The organism is Sporanaerobacter acetigenes DSM 13106 (genome assembly GCF_900130025.1).
Lineage (GTDB): Bacteria > Bacillota > Clostridia > Tissierellales > Sporanaerobacteraceae > Sporanaerobacter > Sporanaerobacter acetigenes.
In genome coordinates, this window is sequence record NZ_FQXR01000022.1 from 1 (window position 1) to 23,465 (window position 23,465).

A 23,465-nucleotide genomic window follows, 5' to 3' on the forward strand; every position below is an offset into this window, starting at 1 on the left:
CTTTAATGATGGATAAGTTTCTTTTTCAGCTACTGGTTTTTCAGGAATAACTGATGCCCACTGTGTTTCTTTGAGTGTTTGTTTCTTTTCTTTGTTAAATTGAGTAATCTTATATCTGAGCATATGGACAGAAATATTATTTTCTTCACACCATTTAATAGCGGTTAAACCACTGGCTCTATAATCTTCGATTCTTTTAGTCCAAAGTTTTCTTTCTTCTTCAGTCATTTGAGATAACCTCCCTTATTGGTGATGTTTAAAGGTATTATCTCATAGAAAGCATTTCTTTAAAATGTGGGGTGGATTTGACGCTTACTTTAAAAGAAGCTGCTTTTTTAAATTACTTTTTACGAAATTATTCACTATGTGATATTGTTGATAAATATGAAATATCAAACATCGAAAGACTACCAAGTTAAGCAAGATTTCTATTTATAAATATTTTAAATAAAAAATAATACCTTAATTTGATTATATTGAAACAAAATTAATCAAACTAAGGCTTATTCCTTTAAATAAAACTAATTTATAATGCCATAGGAACAGGTTCCTGGTTACTTAATTATAATGCAAAAATTTTTATCTTTTGTATTAATACCTGCCTTAATAGTAGATAGCATTATATGCTTGTACCAATCCTGCACCATAATGATATCTATTCCCCAAATATTTAGCACTATTAACTAATTTTTGTCGCACTTGTATATTCGTTAAATTTGGATTTGCTGACCAAACCAATGCTGCAGCTCCAGCTACATGTGGGCAAGCCATAGATGTTCCACTCATATACGCATAATTATTATCTGGATACGTGCTATAAATATCTACACCTGGAGCAGCTATTTCAACATCAGAACCAGTAGATGAAAATGAAGCACGTTTATCATAATAATCTGTTGCCGCTACTGCCATAACTGAAGAATATCTCGCAGGATATTCCACTGAGTCACCAGTTCCATATGAATTCCCGCTATTTCCTGCAGCTGCTACTATTAAAAGACCCGAATTATATGCATAGTTACAATAGTCCTCAAATATTGATGAATAAGAAGAAGAGCCTAAACTCATATTTATGACATTCATATTATTATTTACTGCCCATTCAATTCCTTCAACAATTCCTGAAATAGAACCATATCCATCATTACCTAATACTTTTACTGAATACAAACTAACATCAGGTGCAACACCTAAAACTCCATACGAATTTTCTAATGCAGCTACTATCCCTGCAACATGTGTACCATGACCATATCCATCATAATATGGGCTATCGTTAAATACTGAATATCCTCCCCTAACATATAAATCGTAATGTCCTCCATCAATTCCTGTATCTAGTACAGCAACTTTGATACCACTTCCATAGTAACCATAATAATGAGCATCTGTAGCCTGAACTCTTTCTATTCCCCATGGTATTGTATCTTGTAATGGCTTCACTTCCTCAGATTCAATCATCTGAGTTATTGGTTCAGATGCTTTAACCTTATAATTGGGTTCAACAGCTTTTACAATAGAAAGCTCTTTAAGAACTTGCGCCTGTTCTTCGCTTAACCTTACACAATAAACTGGAAGTAAATGGTATGCCTTTAAAATATCTACTTCTTCAATATTTATAGAATTTAAGACATTTTTAAATTCTGTATTAATGGCATCTTCGGATAAGCCTTTATATGAAGAAACATCGAATTGTACTAAATATTCTTGTTTTTCTAAATTTTGGTTTTCTGGAATTGCATAAACTTGAGACTCAGCAAGTATAAAACTCATTACCAAACTTAATAGAATAGCTAAAAGTCTCTTCATTTTAAATCCCCCTTTTATAATTATAGTTTTCCCCCTGAAATAAAATACTGTAGTTATAATTTTTTATATCTCTCCACCTGTCCCCAACTTAGGAATAAAAAACAAAATTAAATAACTTTTTTATATATATGGTAATAATGTAATGACAAAATAACTATATTATTACAAATTATTGGGATAAATCAATGAAAACAAGTTTAATATTCTAGATTATACTAATTTTTCTTCGCCATAACTATGCCACTCAATTATTCCGTCATTTTCAACTATATACTTCATAGGTTGTCCAAAGTTTAATATAAATGCTGAAACCATTGTAATCAGCATTATAATCACTGCTAATTTCTTTCTCATAATCGCCCCTCCTCCTTTACCATATTAACCCTTTACTATATTAACTCTTTACTCTATAATATAAAATAATAGAATCTTTTACAAGCAACTTTGATGTCGCTTTTTCACACTTTCTTTGTAAGCATAAAATAGCCTCCACCTAGTAAAGATGAAGACCATGGATTTAAATTATTTGCTTTTCCCATCTCTATTATACTGTAAACTATGACAGAGACTTTGCACCTTTAGGAAACTTTGAAAATAGAAATTTTTTTCACCCACTGATTTTCAAAAACAACGGATGCCCACTGTGTTTCTTTGAATATTTATCCCTTTTCTTGTTAAATAGAAAGCATTTCTTTAAAATGTGAGATGAATTTGACGCTCATTTATCTTCAATATCATCTGAATGAATAGAACCTGCAAGATGTAAAGCAGTCTTTGCGGATATAGGCCCTACTATTTCATATAATATAGATGAAGATAAAATAATAGTTGAAAGTAGTACTCCCATATCTGAAGGTAATATTCTTTGACCTAAAAATGCTAATCCAATAGATACTCCCGCCTGTGGTATTAAAGCTAAACCAAGATACTTACGTATCTCTGGTTCTGCATTACTTAAACTAGCTCCTATATATGCTCCTATATATTTTCCAATTATACGTACTATAAAATAAGTAACTCCTATTATTCCTCCTGTTGCTAATGATGGCACGTCCAATCTCATACCAGCTAGCACAAAAAATATAGTTAGTATTGGAGGTGTAAAGTTATTTAATTGTTTAAACAATTTTGAGCTTTTACTAATATTAATATATGTTGTTCCTAAAGCCATACATGATAATAATGGTGAAATATCAAATGCAGCACAAAAGCCAGTCATTGTTAAAATCATAGTAATTGCTAATATTAATCTATTGTCATCTGTTCTTTTAGAATTTATTAATCTATTTAATATAAATCCTAACACTATTCCTAATCCTATTGCTGCTAAGTTTAACAAAATTGGCTCTATAAACAATTCCAAATTTAATTTCTCATTAGAACTTAACGCCTGTGCTACAGAACTACAAATACTAAATGCAACTAAAGCTACTATATCATCTAAAGCTACTACTTGAAGAATCATATTTACAAAACTTCCTTTTGCTTTATATTGCCTTATAGTCATGATGGTAGAAGCTGGAGCTGTTGCAGCACTTATAGCTCCTAACAAAATAGAAAATGATATTGGAAGTTTAAAAACAAAAATCATTATTATCGTAACTAAAAAAGCAGCTACTAAAGATTCACAAAGAGTAATAATAAAGACTTGAGAACTATTTTCCTTAATAATAGATAGTTTTAAAAATCTTCCTACATCAAAAGCAATAAAAGCTAATGCTACATCTGTTACAAACTCCATATTAGAAATTATAAAACTAGGAATAAGATTCAGTCCATAGGGTCCTATTAAAATCCCGCTAATTATATAGCCTGTTACATTAGGCAATTTTAACTTTTTAGTTATCCTAGTTATAAAAAAACCAAAAAATAGTATAATTGAAAGACTAAGAACAACTGCAGTATTACTATTTACATTTAATAAGATATTACTCATATATTGTCGACTCCTTTTTCATTCATATTTGATTATACTAATAAATAGTGATAAAATCTAATTATAATTTTTTAGCAAATGATAAATTAAATTTATAATGCATTTTTTATAGGAGGCTTTCCACATGATAGATTCAAAAATTATGACTTTATTAACCTTGGCTAATATTGGAAATTATACTAAGACTGCTAAGGTTTTATCTTTAACGCAGCCAGCAGTAAGTCACCACATTAAACTTTTAGAAGAAGAATATGGAATTAAAATTTTTTATAAAAATAAAAAGCAGTTAAAACCAACACCTGAAGGAGAAATTTTAATCAAGTACGCCAAAAGAATTGTAGCTCTATCTGATAACGCCATGCAAGCTATTGAAGATAGCAAAAAATCCATTAAAAGGTTTACCGTAGGCATAACTACCACTATGGGCGAATATTTAGTATCCCAAGTTTTTGCAACTTATTGTAAAGAAAATCCAAAAGTACATATAAATATTGTTACTGATAATATAAAAAATATTTATGATATGCTACAATCCTACGAGCTAGACTGTGCTATAATTGAAGGAAATATTTCAAATAAAAAATATACTTCCATACTTTTAGACACAGATTATTTATGCCTTATAGTTTCACCAAAACATAAATTTGCCAAAAAGAAAAGTGTAAGTCTATTTGAATTAAAAAAAGAAAAGTTTATTTTACGTTCTTCAAATGCAGGTACTCGAATATTATTTGAAAATCATCTTCTAAGTCACTCAGAAAATATTAAAAACTTTAATATTGTTATTGAAATTGATAATATTACAGCTATAAAAGAACTTGTAGCATCTAATTTAGGTGTGTCTATAATGGCACATAGTGCAATTAAAGAAGAGGAGGCTTCTGGAAAATTAGTTGTCGTACCAATTGAAAATTTAAATATGGTTAGAGAAATAAACATGGTATATCATCATGATTTTAAGCACACTCAAGTACTAAAGGATATAAGGCGTATTTACAATTTAGGTATGTAAATGATTACAAAATAAAAGCATCCTTTTTATAATAGTTTTGATTAAAAACAAGCATAAAAAGGAATGACCTTTAGAACATAGAAACTGTATTATAGAATCTTTTACAAGCAACTTTGATGTCGCTTGGATATTATTGAAATTCTTGTTTAGGAGGTGCTTTTTTGATTTATAATCTTGATTTATTTGGGAAAAAAATAAAAGAAATAAGAAAAAGTTTAAACCTTACTCAAAAGGAAATATCAGAATCGACATATATAGATGTCGTAACTATTAGAAGAATTGAAAAAGGTAAAGTAATACCTAAATTTGATACTTTAGAGATTTTATCCCCTATCTTCAAAGAAGATTTAATTGCTTTACTCCTTGAATATAGGTTTGATGATTATTCAGTCTTTTATGAAATTAAAAATCGAATAGAATCAAAATTAGATGGTGGGGAATTCTATACTTTGCATAGTGAATTTAAAGAATTGAACAATTTATTATCTTCTACTAAAAATATGTATTATAAAAATCTTATTACACAATTAATTCTTCTTACTGAATCAATCATTCTATATAACGATAACCCGAAAAATAATATAATTCTTAATAAATTAGTAGAAGCCATTAAAATAACCACCCCTACCTTCAACTTAGATGATTATGATTCATTTGTATATTCTTCTATGGAAATAAGAATATTGATGAATATGGCTTTTGTATTAAATAAATTAAATCATAAGGAAAAATATATAAAGATAATGGAATTCTGTATAAACGCAGTGGATACTGATGATGAAATCTACCCTAAATTATGTTACAATTTAGCTGGTGCTTATACAAGAAATAAAGATTTTGAAAAAGCATTAAAATTTTCTATCATGGCCATTAAATCTTGTCAAGAAACTAGAAACTTAAATGGCTTAAGCCTTCTATATTATGGAAAAGGGATCGCTGAATATAAGTTAAATAAAGAAGAATATATAGAATCCCTTAAAACTTCTATATATCTATGTAAGGCCTTTGGACAAGACAAGCTGAAAAATACTATAATAAATAATTGCAAGGAAGTTTTTGGCATTTATTTATAGAGCAAATTGCATAAATTAATCAAAAATATATTTTCTAATCCCAACTGATTCTTACAATATTTACAGTCTCATCATCTATAATATGAGCAATTATTATTTCACACTTTTTTATAGCTCTTCTAGCAAGAGACATTCCTTATACTATTTTTCTTATGAACTTCCATTTATTATTTAAGTCTTTAACTTTAAGTATTAGGTATCATTTTGTTTTAAACTTATATTTTACCTTTAAATGTAATATTTCTTTTGAACTGATATTTTATAATTTTCTTATCTCGATTTTATTTTTAAACATTTTTTGATATATTGTTTCAGTAATCTGTGAGATTTTTAATATATGAAATTTATCTGAATTATATAAACTTTATCAGTAAATATGCCATCAAAATCTTCATGATATTCTTTTCCAAGCTTTTCTGTTTTAATAAATAGCAGTAATCTCATCAGATTCATCTTCTTTATATCTATCTACATATCACCAAAAGACTTTTTATCAATGACTTTCTAATAAAAATCAAAGCTGCTTAATTGTTCTGCACTGATATGTTCCCACATACAAAAGACCTTACGTCTAACCTTTTTAAACAACTATTGTAATATTTATAAAAATTTTATATAATTTACATTGTACTAATATGAGCAACTAAAATTAACATAACTATACTAAGCAACCTTTAAAGCTATATTTGTTTTTTATTAAGAATTATATCTATTTAACTCTAATTTATCATGAAAAGACCATGTGGAGAAAGGATAAGAAGTATGGACAATTACTATGCTGAAAAATTAAATTCCAAAAAATTGTATCAAGTATACGATACCCAAATTCCACGTGTCAAGCAGTACTTACAAGCAGAAATAGATTTTGTCAAGAAAAATCTATCAAACACACAAAATGTTTTAGAGCTTGGAGCCGGATACGGTCGAATTATCAAGGAATTGGCTCCCTACTGCAAATCTATTATCGGGATAGATATCTCGGTGGAAAGTGTTGAGTTAGGCAAGGAATATCTCAAAGACTATCCCAACGCGAGTATAGTTGTGATGGATGTTCATCAGATAAAATTTTCTAAGCCCTTTGATGTTATTTTGTGCCTGCAAAACGGATTGTCTGCCATGGGTGCTGATTCCACTGTCATTCACAAAATTCTTGATAAAGTGGCACCCGGTGGAACGGCTTATTTCAGCAGTTACAGTACTAAGTTTTGGGATTTTCGTCTGAAATGGTTTGAGGAGCAGGCTTCCAGAGGGCTTTTAGGGGAAATTGACTATACCAAAACCAAAAACGGTGTGATTATATGCAAAGGGGGATTTAAGGCGACAATCCACTGGCCCGAGGATTTTGAAAAAATTGGCAAAGAGTTGGGGTACCCCTATCAAGTGCAAGAAGTAGATGAGTCTAGCATGTTTCTAATCGTCCATAAGACCTAATAAAGTAAGTGGAAAAATACCCAAGCAGATAGAGCACTTTGACATGTCGTTTCACTCCCTCACAATCCGTGTTACACCTTCCATGTGCCTTGTAATAAATATCAGCTATTTTTTCATTTATAAATGCTTTTTCAACCTCATATTTAAGTAATCCTGCAACATAATACATTATAATATCTTTTTACTTATTTCCTCTTGTAATTTCACCATAAAACGACTTGCAATATGCGAACAATTTCATTTGTATTTCTGAACTAACTATCTTAGTTGATTCAACCTCTAAGATAAGCGTACAATAATCTCATGAATTTAGTGTAATTAGTGTGTTTCAATCATAAATAGATTAAAAAGGATATACATAATCAAACTCTGGTTTTTCTGTATTTTCAACTTTATCTGCTTCAATAACGGGTATAACATTCCCATTGAATTCGCCCTTTTCAATAGTACCATACACTCTTATCCAAGTATCTACCTTTAGCTCCGCTGCATTATCATATCTACACAGAAATCCTATTGGCTGCATATCAGCAGCACAGCAGACCATCATCATTCTTGCAGATACAAATTCATTGTCTTCAAATTGTTCATCTTTGAATACAAAACCACTAACCTGAATCTTCTTTCCATTGTATTTTTCTATGTTTTCATATATTTCCTGTATCCATCTTACATAATTGTCATTATCCATTATTATGGTTTCATCAATTAATTGAAGTTCATTTCTATTTGACTCAATAATATTCTTATTTTCCGCATCTGAATATTCATCTATATAAATATCCTCATTATATTCATCCTCTTCTGAATACTCAGTTTTTATCTCAGGGTTATCTACGTTTCCTGAATTTCCTTGTAACTTTAAGTCTCCATAAGATATATAATCTGAGTTAAAGCTCTGTGTTGGCAACAGAAATGCCATTATAAGTGGCAAAATAAAAAATAGAAGTGGTATTGAACTTACTTTAATTCTTTGTGGTTTAAACACCTCTGGGATAAAAAAAATAGAGATCAATACCATAGCAATTACTGCAAATTTTATAAATGGTACATTTCTTGGATGTACATATTTTAAGACCTGTCCAGATTGTATTGTTAAAAAGAAAAACAATGCAAAACCCAACAATACTACAACTTTAAAAGCAGCATCAATATTATAGTTTCTTGTTTTCATAATTTTCATAATACCTCCACCTTACATTAATAAAAATGTTAGGAAATAAAGCAACACAAACGATAAGATAGTAATAACTAGTACAAGTTTAATAACAAATGCCTTTCTAAAGCTTCCAAACAACATAATAAGATTCTTAATATCCATCATAGGTCCAAATACAAGGAATCCCATAATTGATCCAGTTGAAAACCTATCCCAAAAGCTTCGTGCAATAAAAGCATCTGAAGTAGAACATACAGAAAACAAAAAAGCTGTCGCCATCATCACAACAAGAGCCAATCCATCTTTTACCCATAACTCTGAAAAAATATCTCTTGGCACTATAGTTTGTATAAAGCTTGTCAAAAATGCTCCCAAAACAAGATATTTACCCGCACTAAAGAACTCCTCGCCAGCATGCAAAAACATAATTCGTATCTTTTCACCAATCCCTTGCTTATGGTTCGCTTCCATATTGCAATATATGCAATCACATGTAAATCTACCTGTTTCATCAAGTAGCGCAGTTTTTGTCTCAGGAAAAAACATTAATGTAAGACCTACCGCAAGAGCAATAATAAGACCAAAATATATCCTGTAGAATGCTATTTCTGGTCATCCTGGAAAAGCATATAATGTTGATGCTATAACAATAGGATTTATAATAGGCGCAGATAACATAAACGTCACTGCAACAGGTAAGGCCACTCCTTTTTTAACCAGACGCACAGTCACTGGTACAATTGCACATTCACATACAGGAAATAAAATGCCTCCAAACATTGCAGTTAAAAACCCCAGTCCAAATTTTGTAGGAAAAATCTTTACAATAGTTTCATTGGAAATAAAAACCTGTATAATAGATGATACAAACATTCCAACTAACATAAAAGGAAAGGCCTGTATTAACATACCTATAAATATCATATTAAATGCTTCAAATCCCGAAAAATCTATATCAATTGCATTAACTTCAAAAGCTCTAATCACGGAAAAAATTAAATATGCAATTACAAACATAAAAAACATACTAGGAAAAATATCTGATAGATTTACACTAAAATTAGAGCTGTAAATAGAAGCAGCCTCAACATCAGGTTTTGGACTTTTCAGGAATTTATCATCATATAAAGCTACCTTAAATATATCTGCTTTCCTATTAATTTCTCTTATACTTTTTTCTAGCTTTTTCAACTTTTCCTCTTGATTATCAGTTATCTTGTTTAAAACAATTCGGTCCGCTAAAGTAATTTGATTTCTCAATATACTTCCAAGATTATTCATATAAACTTCAAAGGTTAAAACATCCACTAAACATACGATATTTCCAATGAAACACTTTTTTCTCACTGAATGCTTTTCAAATAAAGTTAAAACTTTTTCAACCTCAATCATTCCATTATACTCAATAATTATTTTATCTGGAAAATATTTTTCAATAATTCCTTCAAAATAATTAGCATCCAAACATTTTTGCTCTTCAAGGGCATTTATAAAAACTATATCATCTTTGAAAACAGTACTTTCAATACCAATTTCACCATTTTCACATTGTATAACAACAATTTTATCACCTAGCAAATTCTCATCTTGAAGCAATTCATTTATATAAGTTGTCTTTCCGGAGTTCAGAAATCCTGTAACAATATCAACCCGTGTTTTCATTTCCTCAACCCTACCTTACGCTGTAGCATGAAATAGTCTTTCAAGCTTATTTTTGTTTAGATTCTTGCCGATTATACATACTCTTCCAGTGTAATCTGGACTAACCCTCATTATCTTTGTCTCTCCAGGAACATAATCAAACTGAACCCATGACCTACTATCAACCTGCAGAAATCCTTTCCCTCTTAATATAAACCCAAAATCGTCGTCATTCTCCAGCATAGCAACAATGCTCTTCAATCTTGCTTCAGTAAATATCTTCGATGTCTCCATTCCCCATACTTCAAAGACCTCATCTGCACTGTGATGATGCTGATGCTCATAATCACATTTGCAGCAATCTGAATGTATTTTCTCCTTCAATATCATCTTCTTGATTTGTTCTTCAAGAGATACTGTAGCATCCTGTTCTGCAACCGCTATAATTTGCTCTGCCTTTAAGCTTTCTAATGGTGTTGTTACAATATTAGCTTTATCATTTAGCTTCCGAATAGAGTTTACTACCTTCTCCAGCTTTTCCTGAGGTGCTTTTTGGGTTCTGCTAAGAATAATGGTTCTAGCATACTTAATTTGGTTTTGAAAGAATTCACCAAAATTGGCAAGATAAATTTCATACTTGAACACATCCACTACGGTTATCAACATATTAATTTGAAGAGTTCCCTTCAATCCTAACGCTTCACAAGCCTTTAAAACTTCCGACAACTTGCCTACTCCCGATGGTTCAATTATGATTCTTTCAGGCTTAAATTTATAAATAACCTCTCGGATAGTTTTTTCAAAATCACCTACTAGAGTACAGCAAATACATCCAGAGTTTAATTCTTTAACCTCAATTCCTGACTTTTTTAGCAATGAACCATCAATGCCAATTTCTCCAAATTCATTCTCAATAATTACAACTTTTTCAGTAGAAAATTTTTCTTCTAATAGTTTTTTAATTAATGTTGTTTTCCCAGCACCTAAAAACCCAGAAACAATATCTATTTTTGTCATTTTAAACATTCCCTTCTATTTTTATCTTACACTCAGGACAAATACCAAAAAACTCAAGCTTGTGACTAGTAATGTCAAACATTGTCTTTTCCTCTAAGGATCTTTCATATCCTTCTAAGGGACAATTATCCAATACTAATATTTTTCCACAACAATCACAGACTAAATGGTGCTTATGCTCCATTCCTTTTACTTCGTATACAGCCTTATTATTCTTAGATATATTACTTTTTACCACCAATCCTTTGGAAACAAATACATCAAGAATTCTGTAGATAGTAGAAAGACTCATGTTATTTCCCTTTTTCACAAGCTTTATAAAAATTTCTTTTGCTGATAGTGGCACATTAGAATTCATTAATATGTCAAAAACTATTTCCCTTTGTTTTGTTGTTTTAATATTATTTTTTATAAATATCTCTCTATAATTATTGTTTTCCAAGTAATCACCTCCCTAAAGTACATAAATCTTCTATAAACTGATTTATCTTATTTTAATACGAACTTAGCTATATAAACAACCAAATAGCTTATGGCTGAAAGAATAACTATAGATGCACCTGATGCAACATTTAATATATATGATATCCATAGCCCAGTTAAACAAAAAAAACTACCTATAATTATTGACAATACCATCCTCAACTTCAAATTTTTTACCAGTAATCCAGCTATAGCTGTTGGTGCTGTAAATAAAGCAAGAACCAGAATAATTCCAACAACACGTATTAATACTACAACTGACATTGCAATTAATATAAAGAGCAGATATTCAAGGAATCCAGTCTTTATTCCAAGAATAGATGCAAATTCTTCATCAAACATATAAGATTTCCAATAATCAAATAATATTGTTATAACAACGACTACTATCAGTGTAAAAGCTGCCATTAAATAGAGATCAACTCTGGTTACCGACAATATACTTCCAAATAGATAAGAAGATAAATCCGGTGGATATCCAGGCATTAATGCAACAAATAAAACTCCAAGGGCCATACCCAAAGACCAAAAGAGTCCAATAACAACATCAGAACGTGTACCACCCTTTCTCTTGATATATCCTATTCCCAAAGCAGCTAATACAGATATTAAAAAGGCACCTATAATAGGCTCAAAACCAAGAAGATATCCTAATCCTACCCCTCCGTAAGAAGTATGAGCTATTCCTCCGCTCATCATTACAAGCTTTTTTTCAACAATGATCACTCCAATAATACCACATACAATACTAGCAAAAATGCTTGCAATAACTGCGTTCTGAAAAAATTGGTATTGGAATAAAGATAATAGCATATCACTCGTCCTCCTTATGTTTTTTTAATACCCTATGTGGTACACCATGTGCTATAAGGTCTATGGGACATCCATATAAGGCATTTACCACATCTTCATTCAACTCGGCTTCTCCATGATAAACCAACTTACCATTAAGACATGCTAGAGTTTTTACATAAGAAGATACAGCAAGAAGATCGTGAGTTACCAAGATAATCGTCATACTCTTATTAAGCTCATTTAATAGAGAAAATATCTGTTCTCTAGAGTTTGCATCTACACTTGCTGTAGGTTCATCAAGCAACAAAAGCTTCGGGTCAACTGCCAGTGCCCTTGCTATAAGCATTTTTTGAAATTCTCCTCCTGACAACTCAGAAATCATTCTCCCCCTAAGATTATAGATGCCCACTCTTTCAAGCAATTCGTCACCTTTTTCCATATCACTTTGGGTATATTTGTGGAATAGAGTAAATGAAGGATTAAGCATACCTGTCAGAACAACCTCATGAACAGTAATAGGAAAGCTTTTGTCAAGCGCTGTAACTTGGGGTACATAACCAAGTAATCGTCTAGTTTTACCAGTTTTTTTACCATATATAACTATTTCCCCAGATGCTGGAGGCACCAAACCAATAATTGCTTTAAGCAAGGTAGTTTTCCCACCGCCATTAGGTCCGATAATACCCAGATAATCTCCATCTTCAACATTAAGAGAAACACCTGCAATTGCAAGTGTTTCTCCATACTTAACCGTCAAGTTTTCAATGCAAACTGCTTTATCATGATAATCTATATTATTAACATTTCTTGTATTACTCATTGCATAACCTCCGACATAAGCTCAACCATACCTTTCAGATTATCTATGTAGTTCGGCGAAAGAGGTGCTAACTGAACTGTTTTACCACCTATTTCTTCAGCAAAAGATTCAGCCTGTTTACTAGAAATTTCAGCTTGATAAAAAATAGCTTTAATATTCTCTTTTTTCGCCAAATCTATCATTTCTTTTAATCTTTGTGGAGTTGCTTCCTTGCCATCCTGTTCCAGAGCATACATCTGAAGATTGTAATCATCTGCAAAATAACCAAAGGCTGGATGGAATACGATAAACTTTCTATCCTTAACACCCTCTAATGTCTTCTGTATTTGCTTATCTAAATTTTCAAGTTCCGTTATATATCTCTGTGCATTCTCTTCATATTTGTTTTTGTTTATTGGATCAAATTCACCCATTTCACGTGCGATAGTCTGCACCATCACTATAGCTCTTTTAGGTGAAAGCCAGATATGAGGGTCCCTTTTCCCAGGAACCAACTCCCTATCAGCGTATATCTTTGATACATCCTCTTGAAGCTTAATAATCTTCATTCCATTTATTTCAGATGCTTTAGGCAAAATGTTAGCTTCCTCTGTAGGTACTCCTACTGCAAAATACAATTTTGCCTTGCTGAACTGCTCCATCTCTTTAGGAGTCGGTTCATAATTTGCTGGGCTGTTTCCTGGTGGAACCATGACTATTACCTCTGCCATATCACCACATACTGCTTCCACAAAGGTTTTCTGAGGTACAATGGATACCGCTACGATCGGTTTTTCTTTAGTATCTTTGTTAGTATCTGTAGTAGTTTCTTTATTTGCACAACCTACCATCATAGACAACATTAAAACAACTATTATCAATACTACAATACTTGATAAACTTGTTTTTTTCATTCTGCACTCTCCTTATCATTCTTTATTGCAAATGCTAATCATTCGCATTTGCAATATTGATTATATTAAATTAGAAATGAAATGTCAAGTGTTCTATAAATTGGATTCTACCTCAATTTATTTTTCTATATCATTGTATTCATACAATTCAACTATTAAATTTACCTATAAATTTAATAATCTTTTAAAATCCTATCTAATTAGTGTCAAACAAAACGTCCCTATGCAGCTTTCTGCTCGACTTAACATATATTAAAGTAATCAAAAAAATAGCAAATCATTTTATGACTTGCTATTTACTCAAACTGTTTTTATTACTTTATGCATTACAAAGAGCATTGGAAATATCATAACCACACAGAACAAATTAAGATTATCTGCAAAAGATGAATCGCTTATGGCTGGTGGTAATGTAGATATTATATTATTTATCATGTGTATTAAAATCGTCCACCTGAGATCTCTTGTTTTATAGTAAATTATCCCTAACACAATTCCCATAAATGAAGCATAAACACCTTGTACTAAAACTTCATGCCACATGCCAAATGCAATACCCGAAATGATAATCGCTGGCAAAGCTTTTGAAAAACTTCTCTCTAAGCAATTAAATATTAAACCTCTAAACACTAGTTCCTCTATAATTGGACCAACTATACAAGCAGCTAGGAACAACCAGATATATGCTCCCTGTTCAATTGAAGAGCTTACGCTGTTGTGAGCTTCCATACTCTGCCCAATGAAATTAATTTTTGATAGGACATCATCAACAAAAATTAACCATACCATCGCTAGACCCGCAACTCCAGTTCCTATCACAAAAGATAAAGCTATACCTTTACCTTTATTGACTTTGATTTTAGGTGCATTTTTTTGTCTAACAAACTTTAGATATATTAAACCGAAAACCAGTATTAACACTAAATTCACTATAATATATACAAGGTTTTCTTTGTTAACAAAAAAGTCCCTCGGCACAGACAGCACGTCCGATATATAGTAGAGTGCATACGAAAGCATAATTGATAGTTTTTTGGAGCTAAAATAAAACACTAATGCTAGAAATACGAAAAAAGTAGACTTTATATATTTATTTTTCACGATTTCTCATTCCCTTCTTTATAAAAAAAAATAGATTATATCGCATTCATAATGCTAAGTTTCTTAAGAAATAATAATAAAATATTACTATTTACTCTTTCCAAGGATTTGAGCCAGATACTTTTAGAGATATTATGAGAATACTTTCACAATGTTAAACATAAATTGTATAGAGCATGTCTATCTAACATTAGAAGCAACAGATCTTAGAAAGTCCATTGATGGATTAGCTGTTCTTGTACAGGAAAGTTTCAATCTTGATCCTTTTTCAAGTAGTCTCTTTGTTTATAAAAAGAGGATGTATGCTTCTACGAACCTAAAATCATAGTAACACGCATCCTCAATTTTTTAATATTTATATGATTTTAAAATTCTCTGCTAAATAACTAGTTTTTGTTATCAAAGTAATACTGTATTATATTCTATTTACCATCCATATTTTTATGAATCTTTTGCCAAATATCACTATTCTTTTGATAAATGGCTTCAAGCTTTGCATACTCTGCATCAATCTGTTTGCTCAAAGTAGCTGTTGCTTTTTCTACCTTATCGTAATATTTTTGGATTTCAGCATCAATTTCATCCAAGCGTTTAGCATCATTTTTCAAAATTTCTTTTTCACTCTTTGTAAGTACTTTCGATGTCTTGATACGCTCTGTATTGCTAGGAAGTTTATCATAAGAGATTTCTGGAACTTCAGAATCTAACTTCATCCACAAAGTCATATTTGCCCATACAATTGAATCATATTCTTTAAGTATTTCGCTTGCGTCTTTCATAATATTGTCGCTTATTTTTCGAATTTCTTTTTCAAGACTGTCAATTTTATTGTAATACGGTTTAACAGCATTTTTCTCATCAATCAACCTTTGTTTTTCACTTTGACTCAAGAAATTCATTTCTCCGAAACGTTTTGTGATGTTAGGTTGATTAGAAGTATCTATGGTCTGAATAGATACTATTTCTTTGGAATTCACATCTTTTAACATACTTGCTTCACTTTTAATACTAGGTCCTCCAATTACTGTTGCCACAGTCAGCATACCTGCTATTAGAATTTTTGCTTTTTGATTTAACATTTTGTTTAGCATCTCCTCTTAATTTTATTTTAGGTGGTTTTATATTGTTAAGAATTCTGTCTTAACTTACCATCTGTATTTATTATAAACAAAACATTTGGGAAAAATATTCTTAAAACTGTATCAAGTTTGTGGCAGATATGTGGCAAAATTGTATTAAGTAAATTTGTATAATTGTATGGTTTTCTCCTAAATCTATGATACATAGCTAGGCAAAGTTCTTCCATTTATATTTTGGAATACTAATAACAAATTTTGTATTACCTTTTTGAGAAATTACATCAATATTTCCTCCGTGTTCATTTATTATCTCCCTAGTGATCGATAATCCTATTCCAAAGTTTCCATCCTCCCCCTTATAAAATCGTTCAAAAATATGTGGCAAATCTTTATTAGATATTCCATTTCCATCATCAATAATTGATATAACAATATTCTTTTCTTTACCCTCACAAATAATTTTAATTGTTGTTTTTGCATAACGTATAGCATTGGAAATAACATTTAAAAAAGCTCTCTCCAAACGTTGTTCATCTCCAAATATATATGCATTATCTTCAAGAAAAACATGTTCAATATTCAGGTTTCTTTTATCAGCATTACCTTTAATTCTCCAAGAGCAATCGTATATCAACTCTTTTAGTTCAATTATTTCTTGATTCATTTTTCTATGATCCATATCCATTCTGGATAAAAATAAGATTTCATCCACTAAAGATGACATTTTTTTACTTTCATTGATTATGATACTTGCTGATTTTTTATTATCCTTGATGACACCTGATTCAATGGCTTCTGCATATCCTTGTATTGACGTGAGAGGAGTACGTAATTCATGTGATGCATTTTGAAAAAACTGTTTTTGACTTTCTTCAGCTTGGTCTATCATTTTTGACATTTTTTGTACTGTTTTTGCAACATCGTTAAATTCTCGATAATCTAATACATCTAGTTCTTCTAAAACCTTACGCTCGCCTACGTCTATAATATATTTTTTTAACTTATTGAAAGAATTATCAATTTTTTTTGTCATTCGTAAGATAACAAAGATTGAAACAATTCCTGACAAGATCATTAGTAAACCCAATATTTTGTGTATTAAGTCAACGAAATTTTGCATTGGTGTTATATTGGCATATACAATTACAGTAAAGTCCTTTGCTTCATGAGAAGTATCCTTTAAAACACAATATCCATCAGACTTTCCGTGATAAACTTTGGGTTTGATGTAAAAAGTATTACAATCATGCTTTAACATAATTGCTTGATCCTTACTAATAATATTGCGATTCTCTCTGAAGTATTTTGCAATTACTTGTATTCTTTCTTGTTCCAATTCTGAATATAACTGATCATTTGGTATTAGAGCATTGTAGTTCTCATCAAGTATAGCATAGTACACTGTAATGAAAAACTCCGCATCATTTTTGTCATTTCCATCATTTTGATGATTGTTTAAGTAATTAGAACCATAGTAATATATGTCATAGAATTCAAACTCTCTATTGATTTCTTTGGCAGTTAACTTCTCTATATGTTGATGAATGAGAATATTAAATGTTGCTAATATTAAACAAAATGCTATAAGTATTACACTGGATGGGATTAAAAATAGACTTAACTTTAATTTTTTTACTTTTTTTCTTCGTTTTATTTTCATTATTATCGCCTAATCTTTCAGACTTAACTTAAATCCAAATCCCCAAACCGTCTCAATGGATACATTGCTATTATGAGTAAGTATTTTTTTTCGCAACCTTTTTATTGTATCATCGGTAACTCTTGTTTCTACAAAACTATCATAACCCCATATTACATTGAGCAACTCTTCACGAGAAATTGCTTTGTCCTTATTTTCAATCAAATAACTTAGTAGTGAATACTCTGTATTAGTAAGTTTTAGTTCCTCATTTTTACAATATGCTGTTTTTTGCATGGGATATAACACAATATCACCAAAGTTCAATTTCTCATTTGTTGTTTTTTCTTTCTCTTTTGATATTCGTTTGAAAATTGCTTTAACTCTCATGGTCAATTTAATGGGAGAAAAAGGCTTGGCAAAATAATCATCGCAACCCAATGTAAAACCTGTAACATAATCCGCATCAGTTCCACGAGCAGTAAGCAAAATAATCGGGACATCTGACTTCTTACGAATGGATGAACAAATGCTAAATCCGTCTGTTCCCGGCATCATGACATCCAATATAACTAAATCAGCAGGTGTCTCTTCAAACTCACATAGTAGCGCATCTCCAGTCTCAAATAGTCTGACCATAAAGCCCTCATCTTCTAAAAAAGATTGTATTAATTGTCTTATATTTTTTTCATCATCCGCTACATAAATTAAATAACTCATATATCATTTTTGCCCCCCTTAATTTTGCAATTTTTAGGCAGATAATATTCTTAACAATCGCATTTTTTATCAATACAAAACTTTATTCTATGCATTTAATTGTATAATAATATAATTATGATTTCAAATATTGCTTTTGGTTAAATAATGATATTGTTCTTTTATAAAAAGCTTTTGCTTTTTCATGACCCTCAAATCTACATTCCACCGTTAAAATCAGAAAAAAGTTTTCATAACTATAGGTTGATTTCTACCATACTTGTCCTTAACGCAGATGTAATATTTTCTGTTAAACCCATCAATTCGCCCTTGACGCATTTGTATTGTAGTTTTTAGTGCTGTAGATAAGCTTCTTTCTAAAATTGATTCACATATGTCAAAAGCACCGACCTATTGTGAAAATAAGTCGGTGCTATGGACAATGCTATTTGCTAAAGCATTAAAATTGCTGTGGTGCAGTTTGCTGAACATTTTCTGTTCTTCGCAACATCTTATATAAGAAATAGCCCATAGGAACAATCATAATTACTGCGACAATGTTAATTATCATTTCTCCAATACCTTTTGGTATCATGCCTGATATGGCAGACATTAGATTAATAGCCATGTGACACAGAATGGGATATAGAATATTGCGTGTCTTTTCATATATAATAGCGGCAACTAATCCAAACACGAAAGTGTAAACTGATTGGACAAAAATCATATGGCACAAACCAAACAGTAAAGCGGAAACAATTATTGGAAACCAGCCTTTTTTTATTTTTCCCAAAGAACGAAATATTACTCCACGAAAAGCCAGTTCCTCCAAAATGGGACCCAAAATTACGATAAGCAAAATGATGATTGCTGGATTTAAGCCCCTCATTGCATATTCAGCTTTTGCTAAAATACTCATACTTTCTGAAAATGAAGGAATCTTTTCTGCAAATGTCAGCCATAAGAAAGAGATGCCTGCTACGCCTAATCCCATAACAATCGATTGTCCAACATATTTCGGTGTCAGCCCAATACTGTTTTCCTGTTTTTCTTTCCCAAATACCATCTGGTAAATACCAAAGTATATACCAAGCATTATAGTATTTACAACAATTTCTATCCAAATATCTTGCTGCATTAAGATCTGTGGTGAAATTTTAAGCACATCCATGAGCAAAGCATAGGTTCCCATTAGTAGTAGGTTTTCAAGAAATAAACTGCTAATCACCATTAGAATAATTAAAAGAATGTATCCAATTATCTTTCCTGTTTTAGCATTTGTTTTCATACTGTGCCTCCTTACTGCTTGTCATTTTCAATGATTTTATCAATACGATTGTTCAAATCATCAATTTGTTTTTGATTGTCAATAGAACCAACAATTGGTTCCCCGATAATATTGCCTTCTCTGTCAATCAAAAGTGTAGTTGGAAAAGCAAAGATATTGTTCAAATAATTGTCAATTTCTTCGCCATGTTCCATAATCAAATTAGGGTAGGTAATATTATTATCTTTTAAGATTTTTTCTGCCTGTGCATAAATGGTTTTATCCATACTTACATCATCTATACACACACCAACTAAAGCGACACCTTTTTCTTTAAGTTCTTTGCTTAATGTCTCAAGCTGTGGCATTTCACTTACGCAAGCCTGACATCCTGTAAACCATATATTTAATACCGTAACAGGATTGTCCTTGAACATATTCTGTGTAAACTGATTTCCTTGAAAATCTGTTGCATTAAAATTGGGAAATATACTTGTATTTGATGATTGGTTTTTAACGTTATCCTTTTGACTTCCACATGCTGTTAGTGATCCAATAAGCATGATTGCCATTATCATAATCAAGAGTTTTTTTAATGTGTTTTTCATTTTATTCACCTTTCCTTTAATTGATATGTTTTTTATGCTTGTTCTTTTTGTTTAGTTTTAAATTTGTCGCCATGAGATAAAGATGTAAAAATCGCACCAGTTGGACACGATTTTATACATTCTCCGCAACGAATACACTCTAATGAATCTTGACACTTTGTAATATCTACATCCATTTTACAGACTCTACTACACTTACCGCATGAGATGCAGATATCTTTATCAACATGATATTTGTAAAAAGATATCTTGTTAAAGAGAGAGTAAAATGCACCTAAAGGACAAATCCATTTACAAAACGGGCGATAGAAAATAATGGACAGCCCAGAAATAGAAATCAATATAAAAGACTTCCATGTAAACAACTTTCCTAAGGTGTTTCGAATTGTAGGATTGGCAAGTGCCAAAGGAATGCCACCCTCCAATATGCCCTGTGGACAAATATACTTACAAAAATAAGGAGGTGCTATTCCTGACTTATCAATTAAAAACACTCCCATAAACCATACGACCACAATCAATATGACATACTTCAAATACCGAAGAACTTTTAGTTTTTTGGTACTAAACTTTTTAGTAGGAATCTTATAGAGCAAATCCTGAAACCAACCGAACGGACAGAAGAACCCACAAATCAATCTGCCGACCAAGACCCCGAACAGGATCAAAATTCCCGTAATATAATAGGCGAAGTTAAATTTTGAGGAACCTACTACGGCCTGAAAAGAACCAATAGGGCATGAACCGGTAGCTCCTGGACAGGAATAACAGTTTAGTCCTGGCACACACATTTTTTTACCACTGCCCGTATAAATCTTCCCGCTCATAAAATTAGGAAGATGTATATTGGTAAATAATGTTGCAAAAGCCTGAACCCAGCTACGCCTTGCTCTCAGATGAGAGAATATATTCTTTTCTTTAATTATTTTAAATGGCTTACCCAATTCCGACACACTCCAAACAAATACGTATAGCCTTGGAGAATACTGTGCTCACTTCGCCCCTATGAGCCCCATATACAATGAAACTAAAAGCCAGTATAAGAACTCCAAATCTTATTTCTCTTTTCTTTTTTTCATCCATGCTATCACCTCATATGCTTAGTTTAACAAACAGGGTATAAAGTTTCTGTTAAGAAAGATTTTTCTATAAAAAAACTTGCCAATAAAGGCAAGCTGTCTTGAAATTCGATATTTATTTCTTGAATACAACTTGAAATATGCTTCCTTGAGGGATATTGTCTGATACCGAAATGCTTCCACCCAATCTTGTAATTATATTTTGCACCAAAGCTAGCCCGATACCATATCCTCCTGTAACTCGGCTTCTTGATTCCTCAATGCGATAAAACAAATCAAAAATATGCTTCTTTTTTTCATCTGAAATCCCAATCCCAGTATCAGCAACCTGAATTACTACTTCCGATTCGGATTCGGATAACGACACCTCAACATAGCCACCCTCCACATTATACTTGATAGCGTTATCTATCAAATTTAGCAATGTCCTTTCCAGGAGCATATCATCTGTCAAAACTACAACATCTTCACCTTTAATTGTCATACTAATTTCTTTTTCTTTTGCCTTATCTTCTACATCAAGCAGTATTTCCTCTAAAAGTGATCGTACATTTACCTGTGAATATTGGGGCTGGGCATCTCTGCTCAAAAACAAAATACCCTCTACCAACTCTGATAGTCGGGTCACATTGTTTTCCATGGTGGAAATAAAGTATTCAATTTCTGCATCCTTATGGCCCTGCTTTTTCTTGAAAACATCAATTTTTGTACGGAGTACTGCTAACGGAGTACGAAGTTCATGAGCAACATTTGCACTGAATTGTTTTTGCTTTTCGTAGCTTTCATAGATCTTATTCAGTGCTGCGTCAAAGCTCTTGGAAAGCTCCTCCAATTCATATCCGCCTTTAGACATTACGATCTCATTGCGTAGGCTCTCCACATTATCAATATCAATTAAAGAAACTTTTTCTGTCAGAACCTTCAAAGGCTTAATTACATGCATGATAATAAGGAAAAATGCCAACGAACCAAGCAGGATAGTTGCAATCATTATAGAAAAAGAATACATTTGAAATTCAGTAGTTGACTTGAGCTGAGCATTATCCACAATCAGAAGCAAAATATCATTTTCTTGTGAGTCCACAAGCACATTTTCTAATTCCTCTCCCATTTCACTCATTAACGTCTCTTGTCGTTTGCTGATAGCAAAGTTTGAGAGTATTGTCATGGCAATAAAAATCAGTATTACAGATATTAAAAGCCTGAACACGATTGACTTTTGAAAAGGAAATGTTTTTTTACTCTTCACTGATCAAATACCCCTTTCCAATTACATTAGTAATCATATTTCTACCTGTGCTCTCTTTTAGCTTTTTCCGCAGGGCTGACATATGAACACGAACAGCATTGCTGAAACTGTCCGCTTCACTATCCCAAACATGCTCGAATAATTCTTCTTGAGTGACATACTGTCCCGAATGCAACAGTAGATATTCAAGAATCCCAGTTTCTTTTCCTGTCAATTTGATTCCATCACCATGAACATATGCAATCCTACTGATTGTATCAAATGACAATTCACCGCAGTGTAGAACCGTGTTTTCCTGCACTGCTTTTCGGCGAAGCAAAGAGCGTATTCTGGCTTCCAGTTCTTCAAAATGAAAAGGCTTTATCAGATAGTCATTCGCCCCAAGGTCTAATCCTTTCACCCTGTCTGCAACTTCTGAACGAGCTGTAAGCATAATTATATTAACAACCTTGTTATACTCACGGACTTTTTTCAATACAGAAAAGCCATCCATTTTTGGAAGATTGATGTCCAATATAATTAAATCGTAGGTTTCTACATAGCACATTTCTTCCGCTGTTACACCATCCATGGCAGTGTCAACAGCATATCCGGATAAACGCAACCCGTCTGCAATTGTTTCTAATAATTCTTTTTCATCTTCTACAATTAGAATCTTCATTTTATCACCTCTGC

General features: G+C 31.7%; 24 protein-coding genes and 1 pseudogene. 4 read left to right on the plus strand and 21 right to left on the minus strand.

What is annotated here, in order from left to right; genetic code table 11:
- The 4 genes from tnpA to BUA21_RS13665 all read right to left on the minus strand — a co-directional run.
- Nucleotides 1-228, minus strand: a 228-nt coding sequence (gene tnpA / locus BUA21_RS13655) for an IS66 family insertion sequence element accessory protein TnpA (protein WP_200796569.1), incomplete at its 3' end; no start/stop codon positions are given.
- Nucleotides 229-603: 375 nt separating this feature from the next.
- Nucleotides 604-1,809: a S8 family peptidase gene (locus BUA21_RS13660; RefSeq protein WP_072745384.1), complete on the minus strand. Its 1,206-nt coding sequence runs from the start codon at nt 1,807-1,809 to the stop codon at nt 604-606.
- Nucleotides 1,810-2,019: 210 nt separating this feature from the next.
- The gene (locus tag BUA21_RS14790; protein ID WP_158281655.1) at nt 2,020-2,163 is read right to left on the minus strand and encodes a hypothetical protein; all 144 of its coding nucleotides are present in this window, start codon (nt 2,161-2,163) and stop codon (nt 2,020-2,022) included.
- 364 nt (nt 2,164-2,527) lie between these two features.
- Entirely contained in the window at nt 2,528-3,745 is a 1,218-nt protein-coding gene (locus BUA21_RS13665; RefSeq protein ID WP_072745385.1) for a cation:proton antiporter, read from the minus strand.
- Nucleotides 3,746-3,869: 124 nt separating this feature from the next.
- Between BUA21_RS13665 and BUA21_RS13670 the strand changes: the two genes are divergently transcribed.
- The 3 genes from BUA21_RS13670 (at nt 3,870) to BUA21_RS13680 (ending at nt 7,261) form a co-directional block, all read left to right on the plus strand.
- Nucleotides 3,870-4,757 carry a LysR family transcriptional regulator gene (locus tag BUA21_RS13670; RefSeq protein ID WP_072745386.1) on the plus strand — a complete coding sequence of 296 codons (888 nt, stop codon included), beginning with the start codon at nt 3,870-3,872 and terminating at the stop codon, nt 4,755-4,757.
- 161 nt (nt 4,758-4,918) lie between these two features.
- On the plus strand, nt 4,919-5,830 hold the full coding sequence (locus BUA21_RS13675) for a helix-turn-helix domain-containing protein (RefSeq protein WP_072745387.1): 912 nt from the start codon (nt 4,919-4,921) through the stop codon (nt 5,828-5,830).
- Between the two features lie 762 nt (nt 5,831-6,592).
- Complete coding sequence (locus BUA21_RS13680; RefSeq protein WP_072745388.1) at nt 6,593-7,261, plus strand: class I SAM-dependent methyltransferase; 669 nt, start codon at nt 6,593-6,595, stop codon at nt 7,259-7,261.
- Between the two features lie 343 nt (nt 7,262-7,604).
- Here the strand turns inward: BUA21_RS13680 and BUA21_RS13685 are convergent, their stop codons facing one another.
- The 8 genes and pseudogenes from BUA21_RS13685 to BUA21_RS13720 all read right to left on the minus strand — a co-directional run bounded on the left by BUA21_RS13685 (nt 7,605) and on the right by BUA21_RS13720 (nt 15,089).
- Nucleotides 7,605-8,444, minus strand: coding sequence for a TIGR03943 family putative permease subunit (locus BUA21_RS13685; RefSeq protein ID WP_072745389.1), 840 nt, complete (start codon nt 8,442-8,444; stop codon nt 7,605-7,607).
- Nucleotides 8,445-8,456: 12 nt separating this feature from the next.
- Nucleotides 8,457-10,082, minus strand: a pseudogene (locus BUA21_RS15125) (permease).
- A gap of 15 nt (nt 10,083-10,097) precedes the next feature.
- Nucleotides 10,098-11,087 carry a CobW family GTP-binding protein gene (locus BUA21_RS13695; protein WP_084604313.1) on the minus strand — a complete coding sequence of 330 codons (990 nt, stop codon included), beginning with the start codon at nt 11,085-11,087 and terminating at the stop codon, nt 10,098-10,100.
- Nucleotides 11,080-11,520: a Fur family transcriptional regulator gene (locus BUA21_RS13700; protein ID WP_072745391.1), complete on the minus strand. Its 441-nt coding sequence runs from the start codon at nt 11,518-11,520 to the stop codon at nt 11,080-11,082. The genes BUA21_RS13695 and BUA21_RS13700 overlap by 8 nt, the downstream gene beginning before the upstream one ends.
- 47 nt (nt 11,521-11,567) lie before the next feature.
- Entirely contained in the window at nt 11,568-12,374 is an 807-nt protein-coding gene (locus BUA21_RS13705; RefSeq protein ID WP_072745392.1) for a metal ABC transporter permease, read from the minus strand.
- A gap of 1 nt (nt 12,375) precedes the next feature.
- A complete protein-coding gene (locus tag BUA21_RS13710) occupies nt 12,376-13,176 on the minus strand; it encodes a metal ABC transporter ATP-binding protein (protein WP_072745393.1) in 801 nt (266 codons plus the stop codon).
- The gene (locus BUA21_RS13715) at nt 13,173-14,069 is read right to left on the minus strand and encodes a metal ABC transporter solute-binding protein, Zn/Mn family (RefSeq protein ID WP_072745394.1); all 897 of its coding nucleotides are present in this window, start codon (nt 14,067-14,069) and stop codon (nt 13,173-13,175) included. Before BUA21_RS13715 ends, BUA21_RS13710 begins: the two co-directional genes overlap by 4 nt.
- A gap of 300 nt (nt 14,070-14,369) precedes the next feature.
- Complete coding sequence (locus tag BUA21_RS13720; protein WP_159429115.1) at nt 14,370-15,089, minus strand: CPBP family intramembrane glutamic endopeptidase; 720 nt, start codon at nt 15,087-15,089, stop codon at nt 14,370-14,372.
- A 232-nt stretch (nt 15,090-15,321) separates the two neighbouring features.
- Between BUA21_RS13720 and tnpB the strand changes: the two genes are divergently transcribed.
- Nucleotides 15,322-15,498: an IS66 family insertion sequence element accessory protein TnpB gene (tnpB, locus tag BUA21_RS13725; RefSeq protein ID WP_084604314.1), complete on the plus strand. Its 177-nt coding sequence runs from the start codon at nt 15,322-15,324 to the stop codon at nt 15,496-15,498.
- Between the two features lie 94 nt (nt 15,499-15,592).
- On the opposite strand, the gene BUA21_RS13730 is transcribed toward tnpB, so the two are convergent.
- From BUA21_RS13730 to BUA21_RS13765, 9 genes are all read right to left on the minus strand, one after another.
- A complete protein-coding gene (locus BUA21_RS13730; RefSeq protein ID WP_072745396.1) occupies nt 15,593-16,249 on the minus strand; it encodes a hypothetical protein in 657 nt (218 codons plus the stop codon).
- A gap of 208 nt (nt 16,250-16,457) precedes the next feature.
- Nucleotides 16,458-17,909, minus strand: coding sequence for a sensor histidine kinase (locus BUA21_RS13735; protein ID WP_072745397.1), 1,452 nt, complete (start codon nt 17,907-17,909; stop codon nt 16,458-16,460).
- Nucleotides 17,910-17,918: 9 nt separating this feature from the next.
- Nucleotides 17,919-18,608 (minus strand): response regulator transcription factor, encoded by a 690-nt coding sequence (locus tag BUA21_RS13740; protein WP_072745398.1) that lies wholly within the window; start codon nt 18,606-18,608, stop codon nt 17,919-17,921.
- Nucleotides 18,609-19,047: 439 nt separating this feature from the next.
- Nucleotides 19,048-19,875, minus strand: coding sequence for a CPBP family intramembrane glutamic endopeptidase (locus tag BUA21_RS13745; RefSeq protein WP_072745399.1), 828 nt, complete (start codon nt 19,873-19,875; stop codon nt 19,048-19,050).
- A gap of 11 nt (nt 19,876-19,886) precedes the next feature.
- Nucleotides 19,887-20,462 carry a TlpA family protein disulfide reductase gene (locus tag BUA21_RS13750; protein ID WP_072745400.1) on the minus strand — a complete coding sequence of 192 codons (576 nt, stop codon included), beginning with the start codon at nt 20,460-20,462 and terminating at the stop codon, nt 19,887-19,889.
- Nucleotides 20,463-20,494: 32 nt separating this feature from the next.
- Entirely contained in the window at nt 20,495-21,406 is a 912-nt protein-coding gene (locus BUA21_RS13755) for a 4Fe-4S binding protein (RefSeq protein ID WP_072745401.1), read from the minus strand.
- Nucleotides 21,399-21,545 (minus strand): CD1871A family CXXC motif-containing protein, encoded by a 147-nt coding sequence (locus BUA21_RS15350; RefSeq protein WP_199229093.1) that lies wholly within the window; start codon nt 21,543-21,545, stop codon nt 21,399-21,401. The genes BUA21_RS13755 and BUA21_RS15350 overlap by 8 nt, the downstream gene beginning before the upstream one ends.
- Nucleotides 21,546-21,656: 111 nt before the next feature.
- On the minus strand, nt 21,657-22,790 hold the full coding sequence (locus BUA21_RS13760) for a sensor histidine kinase (RefSeq protein WP_072745402.1): 1,134 nt from the start codon (nt 22,788-22,790) through the stop codon (nt 21,657-21,659).
- Nucleotides 22,780-23,451 carry a response regulator transcription factor gene (locus tag BUA21_RS13765; protein ID WP_072745403.1) on the minus strand — a complete coding sequence of 224 codons (672 nt, stop codon included), beginning with the start codon at nt 23,449-23,451 and terminating at the stop codon, nt 22,780-22,782. Before BUA21_RS13765 ends, BUA21_RS13760 begins: the two co-directional genes overlap by 11 nt.
- Nucleotides 23,452-23,465 lie beyond the last annotated feature (14 nt).

What these genes read in the sequence shown, in the direction of transcription:
- BUA21_RS13660 (WP_072745384.1), bottom strand. Translation starts at nt 1,809, where the DNA reads ATGAAGAGACTTTTAGCTATTCTATTAAGTTTGGTAATGAGTTTTATA.
- BUA21_RS14790 (WP_158281655.1), bottom strand. Translation starts at nt 2,163, where the DNA reads ATGAGAAAGAAATTAGCAGTGATTATAATGCTGATTACAATGGTTTCA.
- BUA21_RS13665 (WP_072745385.1), bottom strand. Translation starts at nt 3,745, where the DNA reads ATGAGTAATATCTTATTAAATGTAAATAGTAATACTGCAGTTGTTCTT.
- BUA21_RS13670 (WP_072745386.1), top strand. Translation starts at nt 3,870, where the DNA reads ATGATAGATTCAAAAATTATGACTTTATTAACCTTGGCTAATATTGGA.
- BUA21_RS13680 (WP_072745388.1), top strand. Translation starts at nt 6,593, where the DNA reads ATGGACAATTACTATGCTGAAAAATTAAATTCCAAAAAATTGTATCAA.
- BUA21_RS13685 (WP_072745389.1), bottom strand. Translation starts at nt 8,444, where the DNA reads ATGAAAATTATGAAAACAAGAAACTATAATATTGATGCTGCTTTTAAA.
- BUA21_RS13695 (WP_084604313.1), bottom strand. Translation starts at nt 11,087, where the DNA reads ATGTTTAAAATGACAAAAATAGATATTGTTTCTGGGTTTTTAGGTGCT.
- BUA21_RS13705 (WP_072745392.1), bottom strand. Translation starts at nt 12,374, where the DNA reads ATGCTATTATCTTTATTCCAATACCAATTTTTTCAGAACGCAGTTATT.
- BUA21_RS13710 (WP_072745393.1), bottom strand. Translation starts at nt 13,176, where the DNA reads ATGAGTAATACAAGAAATGTTAATAATATAGATTATCATGATAAAGCA.
- BUA21_RS13715 (WP_072745394.1), bottom strand. Translation starts at nt 14,069, where the DNA reads ATGAAAAAAACAAGTTTATCAAGTATTGTAGTATTGATAATAGTTGTT.
- BUA21_RS13720 (WP_159429115.1), bottom strand. Translation starts at nt 15,089, where the DNA reads ATGCTTTCGTATGCACTCTACTATATATCGGACGTGCTGTCTGTGCCG.
- tnpB (WP_084604314.1), top strand. Translation starts at nt 15,322, where the DNA reads ATGTTAAACATAAATTGTATAGAGCATGTCTATCTAACATTAGAAGCA.
- BUA21_RS13730 (WP_072745396.1), bottom strand. Translation starts at nt 16,249, where the DNA reads ATGTTAAATCAAAAAGCAAAAATTCTAATAGCAGGTATGCTGACTGTG.
- BUA21_RS13735 (WP_072745397.1), bottom strand. Translation starts at nt 17,909, where the DNA reads ATGAAAATAAAACGAAGAAAAAAAGTAAAAAAATTAAAGTTAAGTCTA.
- BUA21_RS13740 (WP_072745398.1), bottom strand. Translation starts at nt 18,608, where the DNA reads ATGAGTTATTTAATTTATGTAGCGGATGATGAAAAAAATATAAGACAA.
- BUA21_RS13745 (WP_072745399.1), bottom strand. Translation starts at nt 19,875, where the DNA reads ATGAAAACAAATGCTAAAACAGGAAAGATAATTGGATACATTCTTTTA.
- BUA21_RS13750 (WP_072745400.1), bottom strand. Translation starts at nt 20,462, where the DNA reads ATGAAAAACACATTAAAAAAACTCTTGATTATGATAATGGCAATCATG.
- BUA21_RS15350 (WP_199229093.1), bottom strand. Translation starts at nt 21,545, where the DNA reads ATGGATGAAAAAAAGAAAAGAGAAATAAGATTTGGAGTTCTTATACTG.
- BUA21_RS13765 (WP_072745403.1), bottom strand. Translation starts at nt 23,451, where the DNA reads ATGAAGATTCTAATTGTAGAAGATGAAAAAGAATTATTAGAAACAATT.